The 21,946-nt window shown below is 63.6% G+C and carries 21 protein-coding genes and 3 pseudogenes; 17 read left to right on the top strand and 7 right to left on the bottom strand.

What is annotated here, in order from left to right; translation table 11 throughout:
* Positions 1-115 precede the first annotated feature (115 nt).
* The gene (locus FYJ92_RS08035) at positions 116-322 is read right to left on the bottom strand and encodes a hypothetical protein (protein WP_255482344.1); all 207 of its coding nucleotides are present in this window, start codon (positions 320-322) and stop codon (positions 116-118) included.
* A 262-nt stretch (positions 323-584) separates the two neighbouring features.
* Positions 585-731, bottom strand: a complete 147-nt coding sequence (locus tag FYJ92_RS08030) for a lmo0937 family membrane protein (RefSeq protein WP_185263372.1) — start codon at positions 729-731, stop codon at positions 585-587.
* Between the two features lie 734 nt (positions 732-1,465).
* Between FYJ92_RS08030 and FYJ92_RS08025 the strand changes: the two are divergent.
* Both FYJ92_RS08025 and FYJ92_RS08020 read left to right on the top strand, forming a co-directional pair.
* Positions 1,466-2,122: pseudogene (locus FYJ92_RS08025) on the top strand (acetyl-coenzyme A synthetase); the annotation flags it as partial.
* A gap of 535 nt (positions 2,123-2,657) precedes the next feature.
* A complete protein-coding gene (locus FYJ92_RS08020; protein WP_185263371.1) occupies positions 2,658-3,170 on the top strand; it encodes a universal stress protein in 513 nt (170 codons plus the stop codon).
* A 31-nt stretch (positions 3,171-3,201) separates the two neighbouring features.
* On the opposite strand, the pseudogene FYJ92_RS08015 reads toward FYJ92_RS08020, so the two are convergent.
* Positions 3,202-3,417: pseudogene (locus tag FYJ92_RS08015) on the bottom strand (DUF485 domain-containing protein); the annotation flags it as partial.
* A 5-nt stretch (positions 3,418-3,422) separates the two neighbouring features.
* On the opposite strand from FYJ92_RS08015, the pseudogene FYJ92_RS08010 reads away from it, so the two are divergent.
* From FYJ92_RS08010 to FYJ92_RS07945, 14 genes and pseudogenes are all read left to right on the top strand, one after another.
* Positions 3,423-3,584, top strand: a pseudogene (locus FYJ92_RS08010) (adenylate kinase); the annotation flags it as partial.
* A 1,486-nt stretch (positions 3,585-5,070) separates the two neighbouring features.
* Positions 5,071-5,856 carry an amino acid ABC transporter ATP-binding protein gene (locus FYJ92_RS08005; protein WP_185263369.1) on the top strand — a complete coding sequence of 262 codons (786 nt, stop codon included), beginning with the start codon at positions 5,071-5,073 and terminating at the stop codon, positions 5,854-5,856.
* A 37-nt stretch (positions 5,857-5,893) separates the two neighbouring features.
* The gene (locus tag FYJ92_RS08000) at positions 5,894-6,502 is read left to right on the top strand and encodes an amino acid ABC transporter permease (RefSeq protein ID WP_255482343.1); all 609 of its coding nucleotides are present in this window, start codon (positions 5,894-5,896) and stop codon (positions 6,500-6,502) included.
* Positions 6,499-7,152 carry an amino acid ABC transporter permease gene (locus tag FYJ92_RS07995; protein WP_185263367.1) on the top strand — a complete coding sequence of 218 codons (654 nt, stop codon included), beginning with the start codon at positions 6,499-6,501 and terminating at the stop codon, positions 7,150-7,152. Before FYJ92_RS08000 ends, FYJ92_RS07995 begins: the two co-directional genes overlap by 4 nt.
* A gap of 63 nt (positions 7,153-7,215) precedes the next feature.
* Positions 7,216-8,088 (top strand): ABC transporter substrate-binding protein, encoded by an 873-nt coding sequence (locus FYJ92_RS07990; protein WP_185263366.1) that lies wholly within the window; start codon positions 7,216-7,218, stop codon positions 8,086-8,088.
* Positions 8,089-8,240: 152 nt separating this feature from the next.
* Positions 8,241-9,146: a dihydrodipicolinate synthase family protein gene (locus tag FYJ92_RS07985; protein WP_185263365.1), complete on the top strand. Its 906-nt coding sequence runs from the start codon at positions 8,241-8,243 to the stop codon at positions 9,144-9,146.
* Between the two features lie 90 nt (positions 9,147-9,236).
* The gene (locus FYJ92_RS07980; protein WP_185263364.1) at positions 9,237-10,238 is read left to right on the top strand and encodes a proline racemase family protein; all 1,002 of its coding nucleotides are present in this window, start codon (positions 9,237-9,239) and stop codon (positions 10,236-10,238) included.
* Complete coding sequence (locus FYJ92_RS07975; RefSeq protein WP_185263363.1) at positions 10,235-11,191, top strand: ornithine cyclodeaminase family protein; 957 nt, start codon at positions 10,235-10,237, stop codon at positions 11,189-11,191. Before FYJ92_RS07980 ends, FYJ92_RS07975 begins: the two co-directional genes overlap by 4 nt.
* On the top strand, positions 11,188-11,913 hold the full coding sequence (locus FYJ92_RS07970) for a GntR family transcriptional regulator (protein WP_185263362.1): 726 nt from the start codon (positions 11,188-11,190) through the stop codon (positions 11,911-11,913). Before FYJ92_RS07975 ends, FYJ92_RS07970 begins: the two co-directional genes overlap by 4 nt.
* Positions 11,910-13,094: an FAD-binding oxidoreductase gene (locus FYJ92_RS07965; protein ID WP_185263361.1), complete on the top strand. Its 1,185-nt coding sequence runs from the start codon at positions 11,910-11,912 to the stop codon at positions 13,092-13,094. The genes FYJ92_RS07970 and FYJ92_RS07965 overlap by 4 nt, the downstream gene beginning before the upstream one ends.
* Complete coding sequence (locus FYJ92_RS07960) at positions 13,091-13,423, top strand: (2Fe-2S)-binding protein (protein ID WP_185263360.1); 333 nt, start codon at positions 13,091-13,093, stop codon at positions 13,421-13,423. Before FYJ92_RS07965 ends, FYJ92_RS07960 begins: the two co-directional genes overlap by 4 nt.
* Positions 13,420-14,883, top strand: a complete 1,464-nt coding sequence (locus FYJ92_RS07955) for an NAD(P)/FAD-dependent oxidoreductase (protein WP_185263359.1) — start codon at positions 13,420-13,422, stop codon at positions 14,881-14,883. Before FYJ92_RS07960 ends, FYJ92_RS07955 begins: the two co-directional genes overlap by 4 nt.
* 40 nt (positions 14,884-14,923) lie before the next feature.
* Positions 14,924-16,408, top strand: coding sequence for an aldehyde dehydrogenase (NADP(+)) (locus tag FYJ92_RS07950; RefSeq protein ID WP_185263358.1), 1,485 nt, complete (start codon positions 14,924-14,926; stop codon positions 16,406-16,408).
* A gap of 232 nt (positions 16,409-16,640) precedes the next feature.
* Positions 16,641-16,859 carry a hypothetical protein gene (locus FYJ92_RS07945; RefSeq protein WP_185263357.1) on the top strand — a complete coding sequence of 73 codons (219 nt, stop codon included), beginning with the start codon at positions 16,641-16,643 and terminating at the stop codon, positions 16,857-16,859.
* 948 nt (positions 16,860-17,807) lie between these two features.
* On the opposite strand, the gene FYJ92_RS07940 is transcribed toward FYJ92_RS07945, so the two are convergent.
* Genes FYJ92_RS07940 through FYJ92_RS07930 form a run of 3 tightly spaced genes read right to left on the bottom strand, consistent with a single transcriptional unit; the run spans position 17,808 to position 18,983 of the window.
* Positions 17,808-18,074, bottom strand: coding sequence for an integrase core domain-containing protein (locus FYJ92_RS07940; RefSeq protein ID WP_185263356.1), 267 nt, complete (start codon positions 18,072-18,074; stop codon positions 17,808-17,810).
* Complete coding sequence (locus FYJ92_RS07935) at positions 17,990-18,640, bottom strand: IS3 family transposase (protein WP_185263355.1); 651 nt, start codon at positions 18,638-18,640, stop codon at positions 17,990-17,992. Before FYJ92_RS07935 ends, FYJ92_RS07940 begins: the two co-directional genes overlap by 85 nt.
* 52 nt (positions 18,641-18,692) lie before the next feature.
* Positions 18,693-18,983, bottom strand: a complete 291-nt coding sequence (locus FYJ92_RS07930) for a transposase (RefSeq protein WP_185263354.1) — start codon at positions 18,981-18,983, stop codon at positions 18,693-18,695.
* 1,068 nt (positions 18,984-20,051) lie between these two features.
* Here FYJ92_RS07930 and FYJ92_RS07925 point away from each other — a divergent pair.
* Complete coding sequence (locus FYJ92_RS07925) at positions 20,052-20,459, top strand: hypothetical protein (protein WP_185263722.1); 408 nt, start codon at positions 20,052-20,054, stop codon at positions 20,457-20,459.
* Between the two features lie 554 nt (positions 20,460-21,013).
* On the opposite strand, the gene FYJ92_RS07920 is transcribed toward FYJ92_RS07925, so the two are convergent.
* On the bottom strand, positions 21,014-21,934 hold the full coding sequence (locus FYJ92_RS07920) for a LysR family transcriptional regulator (protein ID WP_185263353.1): 921 nt from the start codon (positions 21,932-21,934) through the stop codon (positions 21,014-21,016).
* Positions 21,935-21,946 lie beyond the last annotated feature (12 nt).

Genomic DNA, 21,946 nt, shown 5'->3' with positions numbered 1-21,946 from the left:
CCCAAGACAGTTGTTGCCGGCCGGGCCTAAGCCGAGGCAAGTAGCCCAATGTCGCGGATATGGAACCCGTACCGTTCAACGACCTGCAGCGCATCCGCAATCTCGAGGTTCGCGGTCACGCATCCTCAAGGCGGGTCAGGAGCTCCGCGTCATGGCTCATAACGAAATCCAGCCCCTCGCTGATGTCCCGACGGCTCCGGTGGCGCTGCAGCACAAGCTCTGCACCCTGAAGCAGCAACGCAGACTTAGAGGTATGTTCCTCGTCAGCCAGCAGGTCCAATCGCCGGTCCAGCTCCGCGGGAACACGCAGATTCATAGCCATACATTTATGGTACCAAACCAGTACCGACGCCTCAGGGTATCAAACTGTTCGGAGAACACCTCTGCTGCGTACCGGCAGATGACGAAGGGTCCATTATCGGCGTTGCAGAAGGAGCCCGGAAGGGCCCGATCCAGCCCTTACGTAGAGAGCCGGGACCCCTCCGGCAGCAATGATTGAAGGATGTGTTCAACTTCCGAGCCTTACCCGAGAACGCGGCGGCAGATCATCTCGCCGTCCCGCATCGGCGGACCACAGTTTCGTATTAAACGCGTGACCTGCCGCGAATGAAGTGGATGACCAATACGACCACGGCGATGACCAAAAGTATGTGAATTAACCCGCCGCCTATGTTTCCGAGCAGGCCGAGAAGCCAGAGAACTGCGATAACGATAGCTATCCAGAGCAGCATGAGAGTCTCCTTTAATACCCCGCGAAAATCGTGTGGTTCGTAACACCATATGTCAGGATCGGGTTGTTGCAAATGGCAAAACGATAAGGCTTGACACCATCCGATCGGCAGCCCGAAGCTTTGTGGCACCTCGACTCACCGCGGAAGAAGACGTGCGCCCCCGCTCGCCGCCCCCAGAGCCCGGGGTACTTGCAGACGAGGCTGCGAGAGCAGAAAAGTGCAAGGACGCCGATGGTGGCAAACGCTTCGAACCGCAGCCAGCCGGAACCCCATCCCCCGACGGCCCGGACCTTGGCGACCAGGCCTGGGGCCGTTACCGGTTCGGGGTCATACTCTCCCCCGCCAACGTCTAAGCGGTGGCCGAGGTCCAGGGCGTGCACATTGTGCACACCATTTTTGCCTTAGCAGCCAAGTGTGGACACCGTCGACACCCCTGTGGACGGACAAACGGCCCCAAGTCCTCCCCTTGCGGCGACAGAAAGAAGCGAACCGAAGAGAAAAATCCTCAAGAAAGTTCCCTCAAGTAATGTCCTCACCACAACGCCGGGACATGAATAGGTGAAGGCCAACCACGGACATCAAAAGGTTAGAAAGGAGACCAATTCGCCCCACATCCCAGCAGCGAAGCGCCCACCAGCCAGAGCCCTCAACCCGTCACCCACATCACTTCATAGGCCACCGCGGCGCCAGGCACCGCCCGCGGCCAGTGTCAGAGGGACCCGAGAAGGGTCAATGTCCACACATTAAAGCCCGGCTCCGCCCAGGTCCCGCTGCCCGGCATCGCCGTGGACGTCGTCGATGAGCAGGGCGAATCCGTGCCGGACGGCCATGGCGGCTTCCTGGTGATCCGGGAACCCTGGCCGGCCATGCTCCGCGGCATCTGGGGCGACCCCGAACGTTTCAAGGAGACCTACTGGTCCCGCTTCGAAGGCATGTACTTCGCCGGCGACGGCGCCAAGAAGGACGAGGACGGCGACATCTGGCTCCTGGGCCGCGTGGATGACGTTATGAACATCTCCGGGCACCGGCTCTCCACCACCGAGATCGAATCCGCCCTGGTGTCCCACCCCTCCGTGGCCGAAGCCGCCGTTGTGGGCGCCGCGGACGAAACCACCGGCCAGGCCGTCGTCGCGTTTGTTATCCTGCGCGGCGACGCCGTGGACACCGGCGACGCCACCATCGCCGAACTCCGCAACCACGTGGGCAAGGAAATCGGGCCCATCGCCAAACCCAAAACCATCCTCGTGGTCCCGGAACTGCCCAAAACCCGCTCCGGCAAGATCGTCCGCCGCCTCCTCAAGGACATCGCTGAGAGCCGCGAATCCGGTGACGCCACCACCCTGGCCGACAACACCGTCATGACCCAGATCGCCCAATCACTGAAAAAATAGCCCCACCCAACCCTCAAAAACGCTTAGCTGAAGCCAGCCGCCTGGGCACGGACGGACTCCTCACCCACGCACAACGCCAGCAGGAATTGAACCCGGCCCTACTTAGGACGTACACAGAATGATTAACAGACGCGTTGCAATCCCAAAGATGCGCCGCAGGGATGAATGGGAATCCATGGCCGGAAGGGTGGTGGACGTTCATCTCGACAATGACCTTCACCGACGGGGCATGGTCGAAGATGTCATGCCCGACTCGTCCGGTCTCTGGATAGCAGCTCAAGGCTCTTGCTCCCGCGAATTTGTCGATAAGGCGAGTGGTTACACGGTTTGGACGGACCCGTGGACACTGCTTTAGCCCATGCGGCTCCTTCGGTGATTGGACCTAAATAGCATCGGATTCCCGGACAGACCCGAGAAACATCCGTAGGCAGTTCCGTTCGCCTGCGGGTGCGCATATGCTCGGCACACAGCTACCGCTAATGGGAGCTGCAGACTAGGAACAACCCAGGGGATTCACCTTCGAAGGAGAATGATCATGGATGCGGAAGCCAACGTTCTTGTCGGTGTGGACGGTTCGGAATCGTCCATCCAGGCGCTCCGTCTGGGGGCACAGCTGGCGCCGGCCCTGAACGCCACCATTGTCGCTATTGCCTGTTGGGATTTTCCGGAGATTTACGCCGGATATGTTCCACCCGATTTCGCCCGGTTTGAAGCGGCTGCGGCGAAGACTCTTGCGGACGCCTTGGAAAAGGCGTTCGGTGAGGAGACTCCGGAAAGACTGACCTCGCAACTGGTCCGCGGACCGGCTGCGGCGAAGCTCGTGGAAGTGGCGGCCGGCGCTTCATTGCTGGTGGTTGGACGCCGGGGCCATGGGGGTTTCCTTGGCATGCACCTCGGCTCTGTGAGCTCTGCGTGTGTTGCCCACGCGGACTGCCCCGTCTTGGTGCTGCATGCCGAAAGCAGCCACCGCTCCCATCATCTGTGGAAGGGCTCCAAGGCGAAAGGGCAGACCCCTGGAAAAGCCGGGATTCCGCCTCTCAAGCCGTAAGACACGGCTTCTCACAGGAACCGGGTCCCTCTCATTTCGCCGCTCCGTCCACTCGGTTGCCGGATTGGTCGAACTCGTGGCCTTCGATTTCGTGGCGGATTTCGGCGGCGATGGGGTCCAGTTTCCGGTTGGAGTAGCTGACATACCAGCCCGTAATGGCGAAGGTGGAAACAAACTGAAGAAGGCCCATGATGAGCCCGATGTTGATGTTTCCCCAGACCTTGATGGACATGAATCCGGCGGCATAATAGCCAGCAGGGCCGCAGCGACGACAACGAAGCCGTCATGCGCCACCGCCTCGGCCTCTACCACGAGCAAACGGAAGCCGTGGTGGCCACATCCGCCGAGCGCGGCATCCTGACCCGAGTTGACGGCATCGGCATCGTTGATGAGGTCACCGAGCGTGTCATCCGGCAGGCCAGAGTCTTTTTCTTCCTTGACTGGAAGACGGCGATGGCTCTAAACCGAGCGGGGTCCGTGCCTCGACTACAGCAGGTCCACCTCGGGCAGCGGCAGAAATCACCATTGGCAACAGCCCTGAGCGAGTCATAAGGACTCTTCCAGAACCCGCCACGCCACAACTTTCCGCAGGCTGAGTCATTCGGTCATGCAGTCACCTTGAAACTCCCCCATGAGCAGTCGTGACATCAGGAATGGGTACATCCAAGGCAAACCGCCCGCACGGGACCGACCGGTCATGCAGTTCCTGGCGCCTCCTGCCATGAACAAGTGACAAGCAACACCACTCGCAAGCAACGTAGGAGCCGCGACGGCCACCACCAAAAAAGGCCCCCGAAGGGGCCCGTAAGTGAACAGCTTGTGCACACTCAGAGGCCCACCGGCCCCTGAACAGGGGAAACACGTGCCCGAGGTGGGACTCGAACTGCATTCCAACCCTTGCAAACACTGGGCTCCCGCGGAAACATACGGAATCCGGCCTAGTCCGGCAGCGGTACGGCCCAGTCCGAAGCCGAATGTGTGGACAGTGTCCACACTTCTTTTTTGCCCACTTTGCTGCTCTTCCAAGCGACTGCCGCGACCCTCCGGCCGAGGCAGTTCTGTCGTGTGCGTGCGCTTATACCGTTCTGAATACGTTGTTCCAGCGCCGCGGCGTGGCCCCGCCGACGGCCGCCATCGAGTACCCCCAATACGGGGCAACTCGCAGGCTGGGAATGGAAAACGACATCGCGGCTTGTCCCTCCCTCCGAACATGCCATGCCTTAAGGAGTCGGACCACGCCTGATCAAACACGAGGAGGCCAGACGCTGAACACCATGAGCACCGGCGCCGACCGACCGCTGCCTTGCCGGTTTGCCAAAACCACCCCTGACTGACAAGTATGATCCGCCCTTGCCATCGCGGAACCCAGGACCTTGGGCGAAACCCGCGCGCAGCCAGGCGTTACCGCGACGGGGGCCGCCATGACGAATCATTGTTATCGGCAGGTCACTATCCCTTCATGATTTGGGTGTCCAGTCCCACGTCCTGGACCGTTCGTTTTGGTTTCCGCCCCTTGCGCGGGCAACCGCCCTGCGTGGCCGTATTCAGTGGTCAGGATTACTTCTCCTGCAGGCTGACGAAAAGGAGTGCTGTCGGCTCCTCTGGGATCCTAATGGGCCTTGGAATCGTCATCTCGGGACCGGCGCGGTGTGCAGTCAGGGTCGGCAGGCCAACCCGTACTGCAAATTTAAGAGAACCTCGTGGGACGCTACGCTGAATGCTTCCAGCACGATTGTCGCTCCCTACCGGCGGAGCGCCATAGCGAGGGCCGTCGACCCGCGCGTCCGTAAATTCGAAAACCCCTCTTCCATTGAGACCCTGTGACATGTACCATTTCACATATCACGTGACATGGCCCACATCGACCGATGGCCCTTTGGTCCCCACATGGAAGATCGCTATGACCCTTTCAGAAATTGCAGACGGCAAGCTCGCGCCCCGTACGGGCATCAAGTTAGACAACATTTCCAAGCGCTACGGCGACCACACTGTCCTCGACGACGTGTCCCTGCACGTCGAGCCGGGTACGGTCACAGCACTTATCGGCCCCTCGGGTGCCGGCAAGAGCACGTTCCTGAGGTGCATCAACCTCTTGGAGCGTCCCGATTCCGGCACCATCCAGGTTGCCGGGCACACCATCGAACCGGGCAAGGTGGTCAACAACAAGGACCTTGCCGCCCTGCGCAGCACTGTGGGCATGGTGTTCCAGTCCTTCAACCTGTTCCCGCACATGTCCGCAATGAAAAACATCAGCTTTCCGCAGCAGAAAGTACTGGGGCGCACCAAGGAAGCGGCCGACGCGCGCTCGTTGGAGCTGCTGGAACGGGTTGGCCTCAGGGAGAAGGCGAACCAACACCCGGGGAGGTGCTCCGGCGGCCAGCAACAACGCATCGCCATCGCCCGCGCCCTGGCACTTGATCCGAGCATCATGCTGTTCGATGAGCCGACGTCGGCATTGGACCCCGAAGTGGGGCTCGAGGTCCTGGCCGTCATGCGCGAACTGGCGGCCGATGGAATGACGATGATCGTGGTCACGCATGAGATGCAGTTCGCCCGGGACGTTTCCGACACGCTCGTGGTCATGGCCGATTGCAAGATCATCGAACAGGGCGACCCGGACGCCATCATGAGCGACCCGCGGGAGGCCCGGACCCGCCGCTTCCTGCGAGCTGTGCTGGAGCGCTGATATGGACGCCCTTTCAGCAGTACTCCAAGGCTTGCCCATGACCATCGCGCTGACCCTGTCGGCATTCGCCATCGGCATAGTAGGCGCCGTCCCACTGGCCGTAGGCCTGTCGTCGTCGAACATGCTTATCCGGCTGGCGTCGCGGCTCTTCGTCGACCTGGTCCGGGGTGTGCCGATCATCGTTTGGCTGTTCCTGCTCAAGTTCGGCATCCAGATCGGAACCTTCAAGTTCAACCCCGTTGCCGCAGCGATAGTCGGACTGGGTGTGGTTTCCATGGCCTATCTCGCCGAAATCTATCGTGGCGGACTCCAAGCAGTTCCGCGTGGACAGGGCGAAGCTGCCCACGCACTGGGCCTGACCCGCGGAACCACGTTCTACGGCGTGATGGTCCCCCAGGCCTTCCGGATAGTGTCGCCGTCCATCGCCACCTACCTGACCGGTCTACTCAAGGACTCCTCGATCGCCTCGACGATCATCGTTGCCGAGATGGTCTTCCAGTCCCAGTCCTTCGCCCGGCAGCACCCCACCGTCGAGGGGATCCTGCCCTACATGCTGGTGGGCATTCTCTACATCGTGCTCAGCCTGCCGGTCGCCTACCTGTCCCGCAGACTCGATTCCCGCATGAGGAAGGCTGTTTACGCATGACCTGGCTTACCGAATGGGCAGCATACCTGCCGCAGATGATGTCCGGCCTTGGCGTCAGCCTTCTGATCGCAGGGGTATCAATCGTCGCCGGCTACCCGCTGGGCCTGGTCCTCAGCGTCATGGTGAGCGCAAATAATCTGGCCGTCCGCACCCTGGCGCTTGCCGTCGTCGAAATCGGCCGGGGGGCACCGGCATTGGTGATCCTCTACCTCTTCTACTACGGCCTGCCGAAGTTCGGCATCGCCTTCGAAAGCATCACCGCCGCGTGCCTGGCACTGATCTGGAACTCGGCCGCTTACTCGTCCGAGATCATGCGGGCCGGCATCCAGTCTGTGGGCCGCGGACAGCTCGAGGCTTCCAGCGCCCTGGGGCTCGCCCAGCGGCACACCTTCTGGCGGGTCATCATGCCCCAAGGCATGCGCTCGGCAATCCCCGGGCTCATGGGTGTTGCCATTCAAATGTTCCAAGGAACGTCCCTGGCATACGCCATCGCAGTCCCCGAGCTGATGAAGTCCGCCTACAACATCGGCAGCCAGGACTTCAATTACCTGCAGATCTTCGCCCTCGCCGGTCTTTGCTACGCCGCCATCTCAATGCCCGCCACCTGGATCACCGTCTTCTTCGAAAAACGCATGGCCCGCCACGCCTGACCGTTTTCCCGCATCATCGTCAACGTTCCATCAGTCCCCCAACCAACCACCACGGGAGCAATCATGATCAACAATCGCATCAAGACAGCCGGACTCCTGACCGCGAGCGCACTCACACTGGGCCTCAGCCTCTCTGCCTGCGGAGGGACCTCGGATGCCAGCAATTCAGGGTGCACGCCTAAGCACACAGACATCCATACCGTCGCCCCGGGAAAGCTCACTATCGGAGTCATCGATATCCCGCCGTTCAGCAGCTATGGCTCGGGCACCCCGACAGGCATCGACATCCAGATCGTCAACAAGATCGCCACGGATGAGTGCCTGACCCCGGTGTACCAGCAGGCCACCTATGCCGACGCCGTCCAGTCCATCTCGGGCGGAAACATCGACCTCGCCCTCGGCACGATCGACGCCACCGAGAAGCGTCTCAAGGCTGTTGATTTCTCCGCCTCCACGTACCTTGACGGCATGGGCATCGTCTCCAAGTCCGGCGCCACCACAGTGACCGACCTTGAAAAGATGAACAAGGTCGGCACCATCGACGGCTACCTCTGGGTCGAGGACCTCAAGAAGATCCTGGGCGACCGCCTGGTGACGTACCCCAGCAGCGTGGAGCTGAAGGCCGATTTCGACGCCGGTCGGCTCGACGCTGACGTCGACGCCTATGGCGTGCAGGTGCTCCAGTTCAAGGATGCCCAGGGTGTGACCGTGGCCCTTTCCAACGAGAAGCCGGATCCGCGCGTCGGCGCCATCAAGAATGCCCCCGAGGCTGCCTTCCCGATCACCAAAGGCAACACAAGCCTTAAGGAAGCGCTCGACGCCGGAATTGTCGCCCAGCGCGAAGACGGAACGATCGCGAAACTACTGATCGACGCCGGCCTGTCCGAGGGGCTTGGCAAGGTCGCCGCCGAACAGTACGTGGTTCCGGCCAGCTAGCCCCGGTGCCCGATCGCATCGGAACCTGACCTCAACGAAATCCATCACCCATTTTTAGCAACCTGTGCAATGTCACATGGTAAGTTTGGCCGTGAGGTACGTCACGGCTGCAGCACACGCGCCAAGCGTGCCAACCGAAAGGATCATCCATCATGACTGAAACCCGTAAGCCGTGGCATGGAGTGCTCGTCGCTACCTCACTGCCGTTCAATGACGACTTGAGTGTGGACTACGACGCCTACGCCGAGCACGTCCGATTCCTGGCAAACGCAGGCTGCCACGGTGTGGCCCCGAATGGTTCATTGGGTGAATACCAGACCCTCAGCGAAGAAGAACGCGCCCGGGTAATCACCACGGCAGTCGACGCCGCCCCCGAAGGCTTTACCGTCATGGCCGGCGTGGGCGCCTACGGTGGCCTGCAAACCCGCAAATGGGCGGAACAGGCCGCCGAAGCCGGCGCCGGCGCCCTGATGCTGCTCCCCCCGAACTCCTACCGGGCCACCGATGACGAGGTAGTGGACCACTACCGCCTCGCGGCCGCCGTCGGGCTGCCCATCGTGGCGTACAACAACCCGATCGACACGAAGGTGGACCTGACCCCGCAGCTGATCGCCCGGTTGCACGGCGAAGGCCTGATCGTCGGCGTCAAGGAGTTCACCGGCGATGTCCGCCGCGCCTACGAGATCAAGGAACTCGCTCCCGAAGTGGACCTCCTGATCGGGACCGACGATACCGTCGTCGAAATGGGCCTGGCAGGTGCCGTGGGCTGGGTGGCGGGCTACCCGAACGCCATTCCGGAAGCCACCCTCGAGCTCTACCGGCTCTCCACCTCCGGCGATGTCGCAGACCTCGAGCGGGCCCGCGAAATCTATCGCGACCTGCACTCGCTGCTCCGCTGGGACAGCAAGACGGAGTTCGTCCAGGCCATCAAGCTGTCCATGGACGTCGTTGGCCTCCGCGGCGGCGCCTGCCGCCCGCCGCGCGGTCCGCTCACCCCGGCCGTGCGCGACGCCGTCATCCGTGACACCGAAGCAGCACTCGCCAAGGGCTACAAATAACCGACCAGCTCACCGCCAGTTCCGTAACTGCCCCTTGGGACGCCAAGGGGCAGTTACGGAGCAACAGATGGAACAAAGAGGGAGTATTCCATGAGAACCAGCCGCATCTTCCACGCCGTGGACTCGCACACCGAAGGCATGCCCACGCGGGTCATCACCGGCGGAATCGGGACGATCCCCGGTGACACGATGGCTGAGCGCCGCTTGTGGTTCATGGAGAACAGCGATTGGATCCGTACCCTCCTGATGACCGAGCCGCGCGGCCACGCCTCGATGAGCGGGGCCATCCTCCAGCCATCCACGCGTCCGGACGCGGACTTCGGCGTGCTGTTTATCGAGGTTTCCGGTCTGCTGCCGATGTGCGGCCACGGCACCATCGGGGTCGCAACCGTCCTGGTGGAGACCGGCATGGTCGACGTCGTCGAGCCCGTTACCACCGTACGGCTCGACACTCCTGCCGGCCTGGTGATCGCAGAGGTGGCAGTCAAAGACGGGCAGGCCGAGTCCGTGACCATCCGCAACGTGCCATCGTTCGTTGAGCGGCTCGACGCCAAGGTCGAAGTGCCCGGGTTCCGTCCGGTGTCCTACGACCTGGCGTTCGGCGGAAACTTCTACGCGATCGTAGACCTAGACAGCCTGAATTTGCCGTTCGAGCGCGGACGCAAGGATGACCTGCTCAAGGCCGGACTGGCGATCATGGACGCGATCAACGCCACGGACGAACCGGTCCACCCGGAGCGCGACGACATCCGCGGCTGCCATCACGTGTATCTCAAGGCGCAGGGGTCCACAGCGGAGCATTCCCGCCACGCGATGGCCATCCACCCTGGTTGGTTCGACCGCTCACCCTGCGGCACAGGAACAAGCGCCCGGATGGCCCAGCTGCACGCCCGCGGCGAGCTGGCCTTGGGCACGGACTTCGTCAACGAGTCCTACATAGGTTCGCGTTTCATCGGCCGCCTAGTCGAGGAGACGGAAGTCGCCGGCCGTCCAGCGGTGATCCCCACCGTCACAGGACGGGCCTGGCTGACCGGCACCGCACAGTATTTCCTCGATCCCACCGATCCCTTTCCTGCGGGGTTCCTGCTGTGAACATTCCTTACTTTGATTCGGCGTCGGTGCGGGCTGCTGCTCCCTGGACAACGGCCATCGATGCCATTGAGCAGGCGCTCCTGAACGTGGTTGACCCTGAGGACGACAGCCCGCGGTTGTTCAGCCCCGCGCCAAACGGCGAATTCCTGCTCATGCCTGCAACAAACCGCGAGTACAGCGGGATCAAGGCGCTCACCGTGGCCCCAGCCAACCCGGCACGGGGGCTGGAAAAGATCCAGGGGGTCTATATTCTCTTCCATTCAGACACGTCAACCCCTTTGGCCACGATGGATGGCAACGAACTCACGGCCATCCGGACACCGGCCACCACGCTGCTGGCCATCAAGCACATCCTTGCCTCGGCGCCCCGCCCCGCCGCTCCCCGTCACCCCGGCCCGACCCGGGTGCTCGTGTTCGGCACCGGCGTACAAGCGCTCAACCATCTTCGCGCCGCGCACGCCGTGCTCCCGGAGGCGAGCCTCGCCGTCGTCGGCCGGCGCCCGGAGCGGGTGTCGGCGCTGATCGAACAGCTGGACGCAGAGGGCATCGAAGTCCGCCCCGGAACCCCTGCGGAGGTGCCCGACGCCGATGTGGTGATCTGCGCAACCTCCTCCCGTACGCCGCTGTTCGACGGCGGCTTGGTTGCCCCCGGTGCCGTAGTGGCAGCGGTGGGCCAGCACGGCCTGGATGCCCGGGAGGTCGATGCCGCCCTTGTGCGGCGCAGCGACGTCGTGGTCGAGGGACGGGCCTCGGCGCTGCGCGAAGCCGGGGACCTGATACCTGCACGGTCTGCAGAGGAGTGGCAAGCGATCCGTCCCGCCAACCTCCGCGATCTTGTGAAAGGCGACTTCGGGCGCTCGGCAGGAAAGCCCTGCCTGTACGCCGGGGTGGGGATGGCATGGGAAGACCTCGTGATCGCCAGCCTGGTGTATGAAGGAGGCACTCGATCATGAATCCCGTACAAGGAGTGCTCACCGTGCCAACCAACAACCAGCTTCCGATCGCCCCGCTCGGCCGCCAGCACAGCCTGCGCGAGTCAGTGACCGATTCCCTGCGCACAGCGATCATCGCCGGCACGTTGGAGGAGGGCACCCTCTATTCCGCACCGGCACTTGCCGCCGCTTTCGGTGTCTCAGCCACACCCGTGCGCGAGGCAATGATGGACCTGACGCGCGAAGGCCTGGTGGAGACAGTCAAAAACAAAGGCTTCCGGATCACCACCATGAGCGACCGGGAGCTGGACGAGCTTACGGAGATCCGCCTGCTCCTCGAGCCGCCGGTTGTTGGCGACGTGGCCGGCACTGTTCCACCATCCGGAGTCAAGGTCCTGCGGTCCATGGCCGACGACATTGTTGATGCTGCGCGGCAGGGCGACCTCACTGCCTACCTTTCCGCGGACCGCATCTTCCACGCGGAGCTTCTGCGGTACGCCGGCAACGGCCAGCTTGTTGAATTGGCCACCAGCCTCCGGTCCCGAACCCGCCTGTACGGCCTCAAGATCCTGAGCGAGAGCAACCGGCTGGCCGATTCCGCCCAGGAACACCACGTCCTGCTGGACCTCATCGAGGCCGGAGATGGAGCCGCGGCGACTGAATTGATGCGCCAACACATCAGCCACGCCCGTGGCCTTTGGGCCACCGGAGAGACCGAGACAGCCGAGGAGCAGCAGACATGAACGCAGCGAGCGATGTGCTTGTCATCGGCGCAGGCGTAATCGGGGCCGCCACTGCCTATTTCGCAACGCAACAGGGCCTCACCGTGACCGTCCTGGACAAGGGGCTCCCCGCCAGCGGCACGTCGTCGGCCTGCGAAGGAAACATCCTCGTCTCTGACAAGGAACTCGGCCCCGAGCTTGAACTGACCCGCTACTCCCTGGACGTGTGGCATGGCGACCTGGCTGAGCACAAGCGGCTCTGGGAATTCGAGTCCAAGGGCGGCATCATCGTGGCCTCCCGCGAAAGCAGTCTGGCATCGCTCAACCGTGTGATGGCCTCCCAGTCCGGCTACGGCGTTCTTGTGGACAGGCTGGACCCGGATGAGCTGCGGAAAGCCGAACCGCACATCACACCGGACGCCGTGGGCGGAGCGTTCTACCCGGAGGACTGCCAGGTGCAGCCCATGCTGGTTGCTGGGCACCTGGTCCGGCTGGCGACTCAGGCCGGGGCACGTTTCGTTGCGGATACGCCCGTTAGCGGCTTCCTTAGGAGCGGAGACCGCGTCACCGGCGTCCAGACTCCGCGCGGCGACTTCTCCGCCGCGGCCGTAGTCAACTGCACCGGGACGTGGGCCGGCCAACTCGCCGCGCTGGCCGGGGTGAGCGTACCTTTCCTCCCCCGCCGCGGCTTCGTTATGGTCACCGAGCCGTTGCCGCCCATGGTCCACCACAAGGTCTATGCGGCCGAGTACATCGACAACGTGGGCAGTTCCGACGCCGGACTCCAGGCCTCACCAGTGGTCGAAGGAACCCCCAGCGGCACCATCCTCATCGGCTCCACCCGCGAACGCGTCGGCTTCGACCGCACGGTGAGCACCGACGCGCTCCGGCTCCTGGCGGGTAACGCCGTGGCGCTCTTTCCTTTCCTCGAACACGTTAAGGCCATCCGCCACTACCACGGTTTCCGGCCCTACTGCCCGGATCACCTCCCGGTGATAGGCCATGACGATCGCGCCCCCGGACTGTGGCATGCGGCCGGCCATGAGGGTGCCGGCATTGGCCTTTCCGCGGGAACGGGCAAGCTCCTGGCACAGGCCCTGGCCGGCCAGTCTCCGGATCTTGACCTGGCCCCGTTTGCCCCGGCCCGGTTCGGCGAACAAGCCCCCAACAGCACAACACACCGAGAGGAGGCCACAGCATGAGCGCCTACACATCAGGAGACAACTTGCCTGGCACGCCGGGCGAGATAACCCTCAGCTTTGACGGCCGTCCGATCAGGACATCTGCGGGCCAAAGCGTTGGCTCGGCGCTGGTCACCAACGGCATCACCGCCTGGCGCGATACGCGCAAGCACGCACGTCCCCGCGGGCTGTTCTGCGGCATCGGCGTGTGCTTCGACTGTCTCGTCGCGGTCGACGGCGTACCGAACCAGCGCGCCTGCCTGGTGGAAGTGCGCGAGGGCATGGACATCAAGGGTTCCTGCGAGCCCAACGTACGTCCATTGGCTGGATCCGAAGGGGGACGGGAATGAGTGCCGCGGTTCCGGGCATCGTTGAAGCGGATGTTGCCGTCGTGGGTGCGGGGCCGGCGGGGCTGGGAGCGGCCGTTTCGGCAGCCGAGGCCGGAGCCGCCGTCGTGGTTGTGGATGCCGGCCCCCAACCAGGCGGCCAGTTCTGGCGGCACCGCCCCGAAACCGTCGAGCCCAACCCCGATGGTAAAGGCCACCATGGTTGGCGGACCTACAGGGACCTCCGTGCCCGTTTCGACGCCGCCAGCCACACGGGCCGGATCACGTACGTGCCCGGCCAACAGGTCTGGATGGCGGAAAAGGTCGACGCCGGATTCGTTGTCCGCACAACGCCCACCGTGACGGCCGGCCCGATGTCCGGAACGGCCGACGGCGGCAGCACCGTCGTCGCCCGCCGCCTGGTCTTGTGCCCCGGCGGCTACGACCGCCAGCTGCCGGTTCCCGGCTGGAACCTGCCCGGCGTGATGGCCGCCGGCGGAATCCAGGCGTTCATCAAGGGCAACGGAGCCCTGCCGGGGAAGCGCTTCGTCATCGCCGGCACCGGCCCGTTCCTTTTACCGGTGGCGGCGGGCATTGCCGAAGCCGGCGGACAGGTCCCCGCAGTGCTCGAATCGTCCTCACCCAAGGCCTGGCTGCCGCACCTCAAGGCAGCCGCGGGTGTGCCCGAGAAGGCCGTCGAGGGAGTGGAGTACGCGGCCGTGTTCGCCCGGCACCGGATCCCGTACCGCATCCGGACCATCGTCACGGAGGTGCTGGGAGACGGCCGCGCCTCCGGCGTGCGCACAGCCAAGGTGGACGCCGCCGGCCGGGTCCGGCCCGGCACGGAGCGCGTTTACCGGGACGTGGACGTCATCGGCTTCGGCTGGGGTTTCACGCCGCAGATGGAGCTGCCCCTGTCCCTCGGAGTTGAAACCCGCCTGGATGCCGATGGCTCCCTGGTCGGCGTCGTCACCGACCGCCAGGAATCCAGCATTCCCGGCCTGTTCCTTGCCGGGGAGGTCACCGGTGTCGGAGGCGCTACCCTGGCGGTGCTCGAGGGCCTCACTGCCGGCACCTCCGCAGCAGCCGCTCCGGAACCCGCCGCGGCACTGCAGGGCCTGCGTGCCATGGTGCGGCACCGGCGCTTCGCCGAGGCCATGCACCGTGCCCACCCTGTGCCCGCCGCCTGGCAGGACTGGCTCGCTCCGCAGACCACCGTATGCCGCTGCGAAGAGGTCACGGCCGGCGAGATCACCGGGGCCCGGGACGACCTGGGAGCCCGCGACGCCCGCACACTCAAATCCTTCACCCGCGCCGGAATGGGCTGGTGCCAGGGCCGCGTCTGCGGTTTCGCGGCCGCCTGCCTGGGCGCAGGCCCGGGTGGTGCTCCCACCATTGAAAGCCTGTCCGCCGCCGCAAAACGACCATTGGCTGCACCCGTGGGGATCGGCGAACTCGCCGCCCTCCAAACTACGGACGACTGAACTTCCCCTTCTGACCCTGCCTCCCGAAAGGAGACTGCGCATGACCACGATCGCCCCGGCCTCCGCCGTCGCACTCCAGCCCACCACCGACGCCGAGCTGGAACAACTGCTGGCAGCGGCCCAAACGGCCGCGGCGCCACTGGCCGCACTCCGTCCCGCCGAGCGCGCCCGGCTGCTCGACGCCGTCGCGGACCGCTTGGATGCCGCAGCCGACCAGCTCATTCCCGAAGCCGAACAGGAAACCCACCTGCCCGGGGCGCGCCTGCGCGGAGAGCTCAAACGCACTACCTTCCAGCTGCGCCTCTTCGGGGAAGAGCTGCGCGACGGCGGCTACCTTGACGCCCGCATCGACCACGCCGACGCCGAGTGGCCAATGGGCGCGCCGCGACCGGACCTGCGGCGAGTTCGCGTGCCCGTGGGCCCCGTAGTAGTGTTCGCGGCCAGCAACTTTCCCTTCGCGTTCTCCGTTGCCGGCGGCGACACCGCTTCAGCCCTGGCTGCAGGCAGCCCGGTGCTGCTCAAGGCCCACTCCGGCCACCCCGGACTGTCCCGGCTCACAGCCGAGGTGGTGACCTCCGCGCTTCGCGAGGCTGGCGCTCCGGACGGCACGTTCGCCCTCATCGCCGGGACTGCCGCGGGAGCCGCAGCCCTGCGCGACCCTCGGGTCAAAGCCGGCGCCTTCACGGGGTCCATCCCTGGCGGCCGCGCACTGTTCGATATCGCGAATTCCCGGCCGGAACCGATCCCCTTCTTCGGGGAACTGGGCAGCAACAACCCGGCCTTCGTCACCGAAGCCGCAGCAAGCCAGCGTGGTGCGGAGATCGCCCAGGGGTTCGTGGGCTCCTTCACCATGGGGGCCGGGCAATTCTGCACCAAGCCCGGGACGCTTTTTGTTCCGGCTGGATACGGGATGGTGGAGGCCCTGCGCGACGCCGCCCTGCCACCGGCCGCGCCCCTGCTTAATGAACGGATCCAGTCCGGCTACACCGACGTCCTGGCGAACCTGCAGTCAAACCCGCGCCTCACGGTGCTGGCCCAGGGAGCAGGCCCACTGGCCGATCCCCCGGGTCCGACGCTCCTCCTCACCACTGCCGCGGACATGCTGTCGGAGCCGCATGCCCTCCAAACCGAATGCTTCGGACCCACCGCCGTAGTCATCACGTACGACGACGAGTCCCAACTCCCCGAGCTCGCCGAGACCTTCGAAGGTCAACTGACCGCCACCGTCCATGGAACTGATTCCTGCCAGGTGGCCGAACTTGTGGAGATCCTGGCCCGCAAGGCGGGTCGGGTGGTCTGGAACCAGTGGCCAACAGGTGTTTCGGTCACATATGCGCAGCAGCATGGCGGACCGTACCCCGCCACCACCGCCGCCGGAAGCACGTCCGTGGGCACGGCCGCGATCGAACGCTTCCTGCGGCCGGTCGCTTACCAAGGCTTCCCCCAGCACCTCCTGCCGGAGGCACTCCGCGGGGATAATCCCCTTGGGGTGCCTCGGCTGGTGGACGGCCGGCGGGAGGCGTAGCCGTGGTTGTGGTCCCGGTGTGGCAGATTCTTAGCCGGCGTGTGTGGACCGGCCCGGGAGCAGGGCACAGCGCCGGGATGTTCCCGAGCAGGAGACCAGCCGGCAGAGCATAGGCAAGCGCTTGGATGCCAGCGACTCCTATTGGTGGATCCTCGCCGGCGGGATACATGTGCCGGGATTCGGAGCCTACGCCGAAGCGTCGGACAAATAGAGTTCGCTTGCCAACAGGTAAATGCACGGTCAGCCAACGCCAGCGGCGGGCCACCCGGTGTTCGACGTCTGGCTGCGCAGCCTCTCCGCCGTGCATCAACTGGAAGCCAAGATTCAGAGCATGCTCCGGGCAAGCATGAGCGTCCGCAGGCAGGTTGTGCTCCGTACGCCCAAACGTCTGGGGCATTTCTTCGACGATTCCGAACGGCATACGGGCGAATACATCCCCATGATCCAGTGACGCCGCTGGGACTCCCTGACACAGGGACGAACTCCGCCCGAGGCAGCTAATGAGCCGCCTCGCACGGAGCCCGTCAGTGGGACGCGACGATGGGTGCGCGGATCCCGTCTCCAGGATCGACGACGGTCAGGTGGCCGCTGGTTCTTTTACTGCTGTAGATTCCGCACCGGCATCCAGGTCAGCCGGAGGGCTGGCAAGTGGCTGGCCCATCCGGCCGGCCAAAAATGGCGAGAACAACGCAAATCACCGCGCAGATCCCCCACACTGCCTGATACGACAGGTGGGATGAAACAGGGACCGTGATCCCGCCCGCGGTGCTGGTGGTCATAAGTGAGGACATCACCAAGGCAAAGACTGCACCCGCGACCGCCCCGGCGACTGTCCTTGCGGTGTTATATACAGCCGAGTCTATGCCGACGGAGTCTGCCGGTGCCCGGTTCACCACAATGGTGGGCAAGGCGCCGATAATTACTCCGCCACTGAATCCGGACAGACCAAGCCATACGGTAAAAGTCAGGGCGTTCCCCCGCACGAAAATCATCAGTATGTAGGCCGCTGCACCCAAGAAGCCAGCAAGCATGATGGCTTTGGGTCCCCCGAACCATTTCGCCACACGGTCGCTCACAGTCGCCCCCCAAGAAAGCGGCAAAGGCAAAGATGGCCAGGACCAGACCCGCCGCGGACGAACTCATGCCAAGGCCGTAATGCAGGGTCGCAGGATCGGCCCGGAGAAACAGAGCGCTAGGGGTCTGGGACCCGAACAATTGTGCGCCAAAGAGAAGTGCAACGATGATCGGGAGGCCGATCCCACCGCGCCGGATCAGAGTCAGGTCGACCAGCGGAAATTCGACCCGGCGTTCAACAAGGACCCATACACACAGCAGCACCCCACCAAGAACAATGAGGTGTGTCAAGGATGTGAGACAGCCGGTTGGTTTCTATTGGGGGTTAGGCGGCCGCGGGTAGCGGCTGGTTTTTGGTCTTGAAGTTGGCCATTGCTGTGGCCGGCGGCAGCCCCTCATTGTTGGTGTGGGGCCGCCAGCGGTTGTAGAACACCTCGATGTAGCGCATGGTTGCCCGGCGGGCGTCCTGGCGGGTGGCGAAGCTGTGGTGGTGGTAGAACTCGTTCTTCAGGGATGAGAACGCCGACTCGGCGACGGCATTGTCCCAGCCCCGGTGGCCCCCATGGACTGGCGGACTCTGTTGCCGGTGCACCAGGCGCCCATTTCCCGGGAGGTGTATTGGGTGCCGCGGTCGCTGTGGAAAATGGCATCCGGGGCCAGGTGTCCGCGGTCCCTGGCCATCGCCAGCGCGCCAGTGACCAGGGAGGCGCGCATGTGATCGGCCATGGCCCAGCCGACGACCATGCGGGTGCACAGGTCGATGACGGTGGCCAGGTACAGCCAGCCCTCGCCGGTGCGCAGGTAAGTGATGTCACCGACGAGCTTCGTGCCGGGGGTATCTGAGGTGAAGTCCCGGCCGATGAGGTCCGCGAAGACCTTGTCCGGGTCCGAGGGGATGGTCGTGCGTTTGAAGGCGCGCATCCGCTTGGCCGCCCAGCCGTTCTCCGCCATGATGGCAGCGACCGTCCCTACGGAAATCTCCACACCGGCGGCGGAGAGTTTGGTGTGGACCATGCGGTGGCCGAAGATCCCGTCGGAGGAATCGAACATCGCCTTTACCAGTCCGGTCAGCTCCCGGTGCCGGGCAGCCGTCGGTGATTCCTCGTGGTCCAGCCACCGGTAGTACGAGGCCCGCGGGACGCCCAGCCGGGCGCACATCCAGGTGATAGGGATTCGGCGTTCTTCTCCTGAACAAGCCGGTAGAGGTCCTCTACCGTTGTTCTTTGGCGAAGAACGCCGAAACTTTTTTCAGGAAATCATTCTCCCGTTCCAGCTCCCGCAGCCGGGCCTCCAACGCCTTGTATTTCGCGGGATCCACGGGGTCATCAGGCTTGCCGCCGGAGCCGGCCTCTCCTTCCCGATGCAGCTGGACCCACCGCTTCAGCGCGGTCACGGAGATCCCCAGCTCGGGGGCCACCGAGGCGGGCGAACGGCCGGAGGAGATGACGAGATTCACGGCATCGGCCTTGAACTCATCGGAATAAGTGGGACGGGAAGACATGGGCACAATCCTTTCAAACTGTGTCTCACATCAGTAGTACACCTCACCCGATTATGCACCCAGGCCCCAAGGCAGGGCGCGTTTCTGCGTGTCACCGCACAAGGTCACCGACGACGGCACCTGCTGGTGGGCTTGGCCACCCCCGACGAGGTCAAGAAGTATGTCGTCCTAAAAGAGCACCCCAGGTCGATCTAAAGAGTAATAAGCAAGTCATGTTGTATGCGGCCTTAGCCATCATGAAGTGGTGAAGGCAAAAACCCAACGGAAGGACGAACGAGGATGAACTCCCAGAAGAAGCCCATCCAGGCGGGACCCGGCCCGCCGTAGTGAGCCGCTCCCCCACAACCGAACAGGGCCTCCGGGACCCACACACCCCGGAAAATCAAGTCAGAGGAAAGAGTGTGCACAATGTGCACACCAAAAAACACCAAAAAGCCCCTGACCAGGGAAAACACGTGCCCGAGGTGGGACTCGAACCGGGTTCCAGCCCTTGAATTTCCGCCACTCCCCCGAAAACCTCCGCAATCCGGCCCAGTCCGGCACCGGTACGGCCCAGTCCGGCACCGGTACGGCCCAGTCCGTGACCCAAAGTGTGGACACTGTCCACACCCCCAATTCTCCCCACCAAACGCCTCCCCCAAACAGCCGCACCCCGCATCGATAGGGTGCGGCGCTTCTTTTGCCCTGAACAACTTGATCCTGCTCGAGAAGTTCAACCGCGGCTGCAAACGGGTCCTGCCCGCGCTCGTTGCCGAGTCTCCGGCAGGCCGCACGGCGCTCTGAGGTTCAAGGCTCTGCTTTACGAGGTCATCTCCCTTCAAACCATTCATGATCCGATAGGCGTTCCGCTGCATGACCGGGCAGTGCCCAGACGCCGACCGCGGACTGACAGAGCCACACGAAACGACGGAATCCCGGCGGCGCCACAAGCCGCAGCCACAGGTGCCAACGATCAGGGCCGCGCCCCGAACGCGCGTCCAGCTGGCCGACGACGGCATAGCGTTGTCCTCTTTCTGATCATTCAGCGTTTGTGCCTTCTCGGACGACCTTCGAAACGCCCGCGATCTTATCCAGGAAGCGGTCCGCCGATTCGAGGAACAGCAGAAGCGCCGCTCCATTTATTGGGCCATCGTTGCCCTTCGCCGACACGCTCAGCAAACCCTCAGCACTGAAATGGAGCGTGTCAGAGTAACGCAGGGCAGTGAGGCAAATGCAGAGGAAGTGGAGTTGGCCCTTCGTCGCATGCTCAGGCAGTTGCTTCATGTACCAACCGTCCGCGCCCGGGAGCTAGCCGAAGCCGGCCGTCAGGACGACTTCGCCGCTGCCATAGAGGTCTTGTTCGGCTTGGTTCATCCGTCGGCTGAGGCAGTCCCCGGCGGCTCGGACGATCTCGTCCGGCAGGAGCTGTCCGTTGAGCCCGCCTTCGCACGCCCCTCCTTTGAGAGTCTTGTGATGTCAGCTCCGCTGGCCTTCTGAACGCGTGGGCGGTATGAGTAGGTGCTTAACCGGGAGGGCTGTCCCGACACCCGGTGCGGGCTCATTTTTTCAAATTCTTTCCCGTCGAAACAGTCAAATCTGACTCCGGGAGTTACGGGCAGGTCTGCGTGACGTGTCCGTCGGATCGCAGCAGTTCCGATGCCAGTGATACCGCCGACCACCACGGCAGGATCCTCGCAACTTCCACTAAGTACCGCTCTCTCGGAGACTTGAAATGCGTGTGTCAGCGCTGGCGAGGCATTGTGAGCCTCAGGCTACAGCTCCCGCACGTCTCACTTGGAGTCGCGCAAACCCTCGGGTTTCTCGGGTGCGTCATTAGTTTTGGGCGGTAACGCGACAGAAGGTCCGACATTGGAGGCGCGCCTCCTGCGACAGCGCGACGGCCATTGGTGAAGAGAACTCAGGCTGTACCGGACGCTGCGGTCGTTCCTGGAACCGCAGGTGAGGTTTCCAAAGGTTGGGAATGGTGATGGCGCGTTCGGGAAATCCAGCGCGCCGGTGATCCTGAAGCCTATATAACCTCTGCGCCGACACTAGGGGCTGTAGGGGTCCAAGCTATGGACAGGACGTGCGACCGCACGCAGTCCGTCAAGGGCGGCCCGTGCGTTTGGTGAGAGTTTTCTGTTCGACGGCCACGCACAGGAGACAGTTTCTTCTCGTGGTCGAGGATTTAGCGGACGGGCAACCAATTCGAGTCCCTCGTAGGACAGGTCTATTGCCGGTCGCTGGATGACTAAGGAATATCCTACGCCGCGGGCAACGAGGGAGCGGATGACCTCGAAGTTCTTGAAGCGGTGCTGAATGTTAGGAGTGAGTCCTTGGACGGCGAAGTAGCTGCGAACGAACTCCGGGCTCGGCGGTGTATCTAGGAGGATAAGTGGTTCGGCCGCAAGCGTGGCGGCATCGACAACATCCGCCGATGCAAGGGGGTGCGAGACAGGCAATATGGCGTGAAGCCGGGCGTTGTAGAGGGGCTCGGTCTGCAGAATGGGGTCGGCGTCGAGGTTGTAGCTGACCGCCATCTCGATCTCGCCCGTGCGTAAGAGATCCAGGAGCTTATCGAGTGGCTCGGTGTAGGAACGCAGAGTGACGCCGGGGTGTTGCTGCCGAAAGTAGTCGAAGAGCCGCGGAATCAGTGTTGGGCCTAGTGAGGTGAAGCATCCAAAGGCAAGATTGCCGTTTAGGTTCCCTCCACGGGCGGTTGTTTCCAAGTCAGAAGCGGCATTGAGCAAATCATGGGCCATGCCCAGCACCTGTTCGCCAGCCGGCGTCAGCACCATGCCTTGTGATTTGTGCCGGACGAATAGTTGGCACTCGAGGGACCGCTCCAGCTCGTCCATGGCAGCGGCCAGCGCCGAACGAGACACATGATCCTGCTCAGAGGCGGCGCTGATGCTGCCGTTCATCGCGATAGTCCGAAAATACTCGAGCTGCCTGAATGTGAACTTCGGCATCGACGCCGCCTC

The organism is Pseudarthrobacter sp. NBSH8, assembly GCF_014217545.1.
Lineage (GTDB): Bacteria > Actinomycetota > Actinomycetes > Actinomycetales > Micrococcaceae > Arthrobacter.
This window is presented reverse-complemented; position numbering and strand designations above follow the sequence as displayed.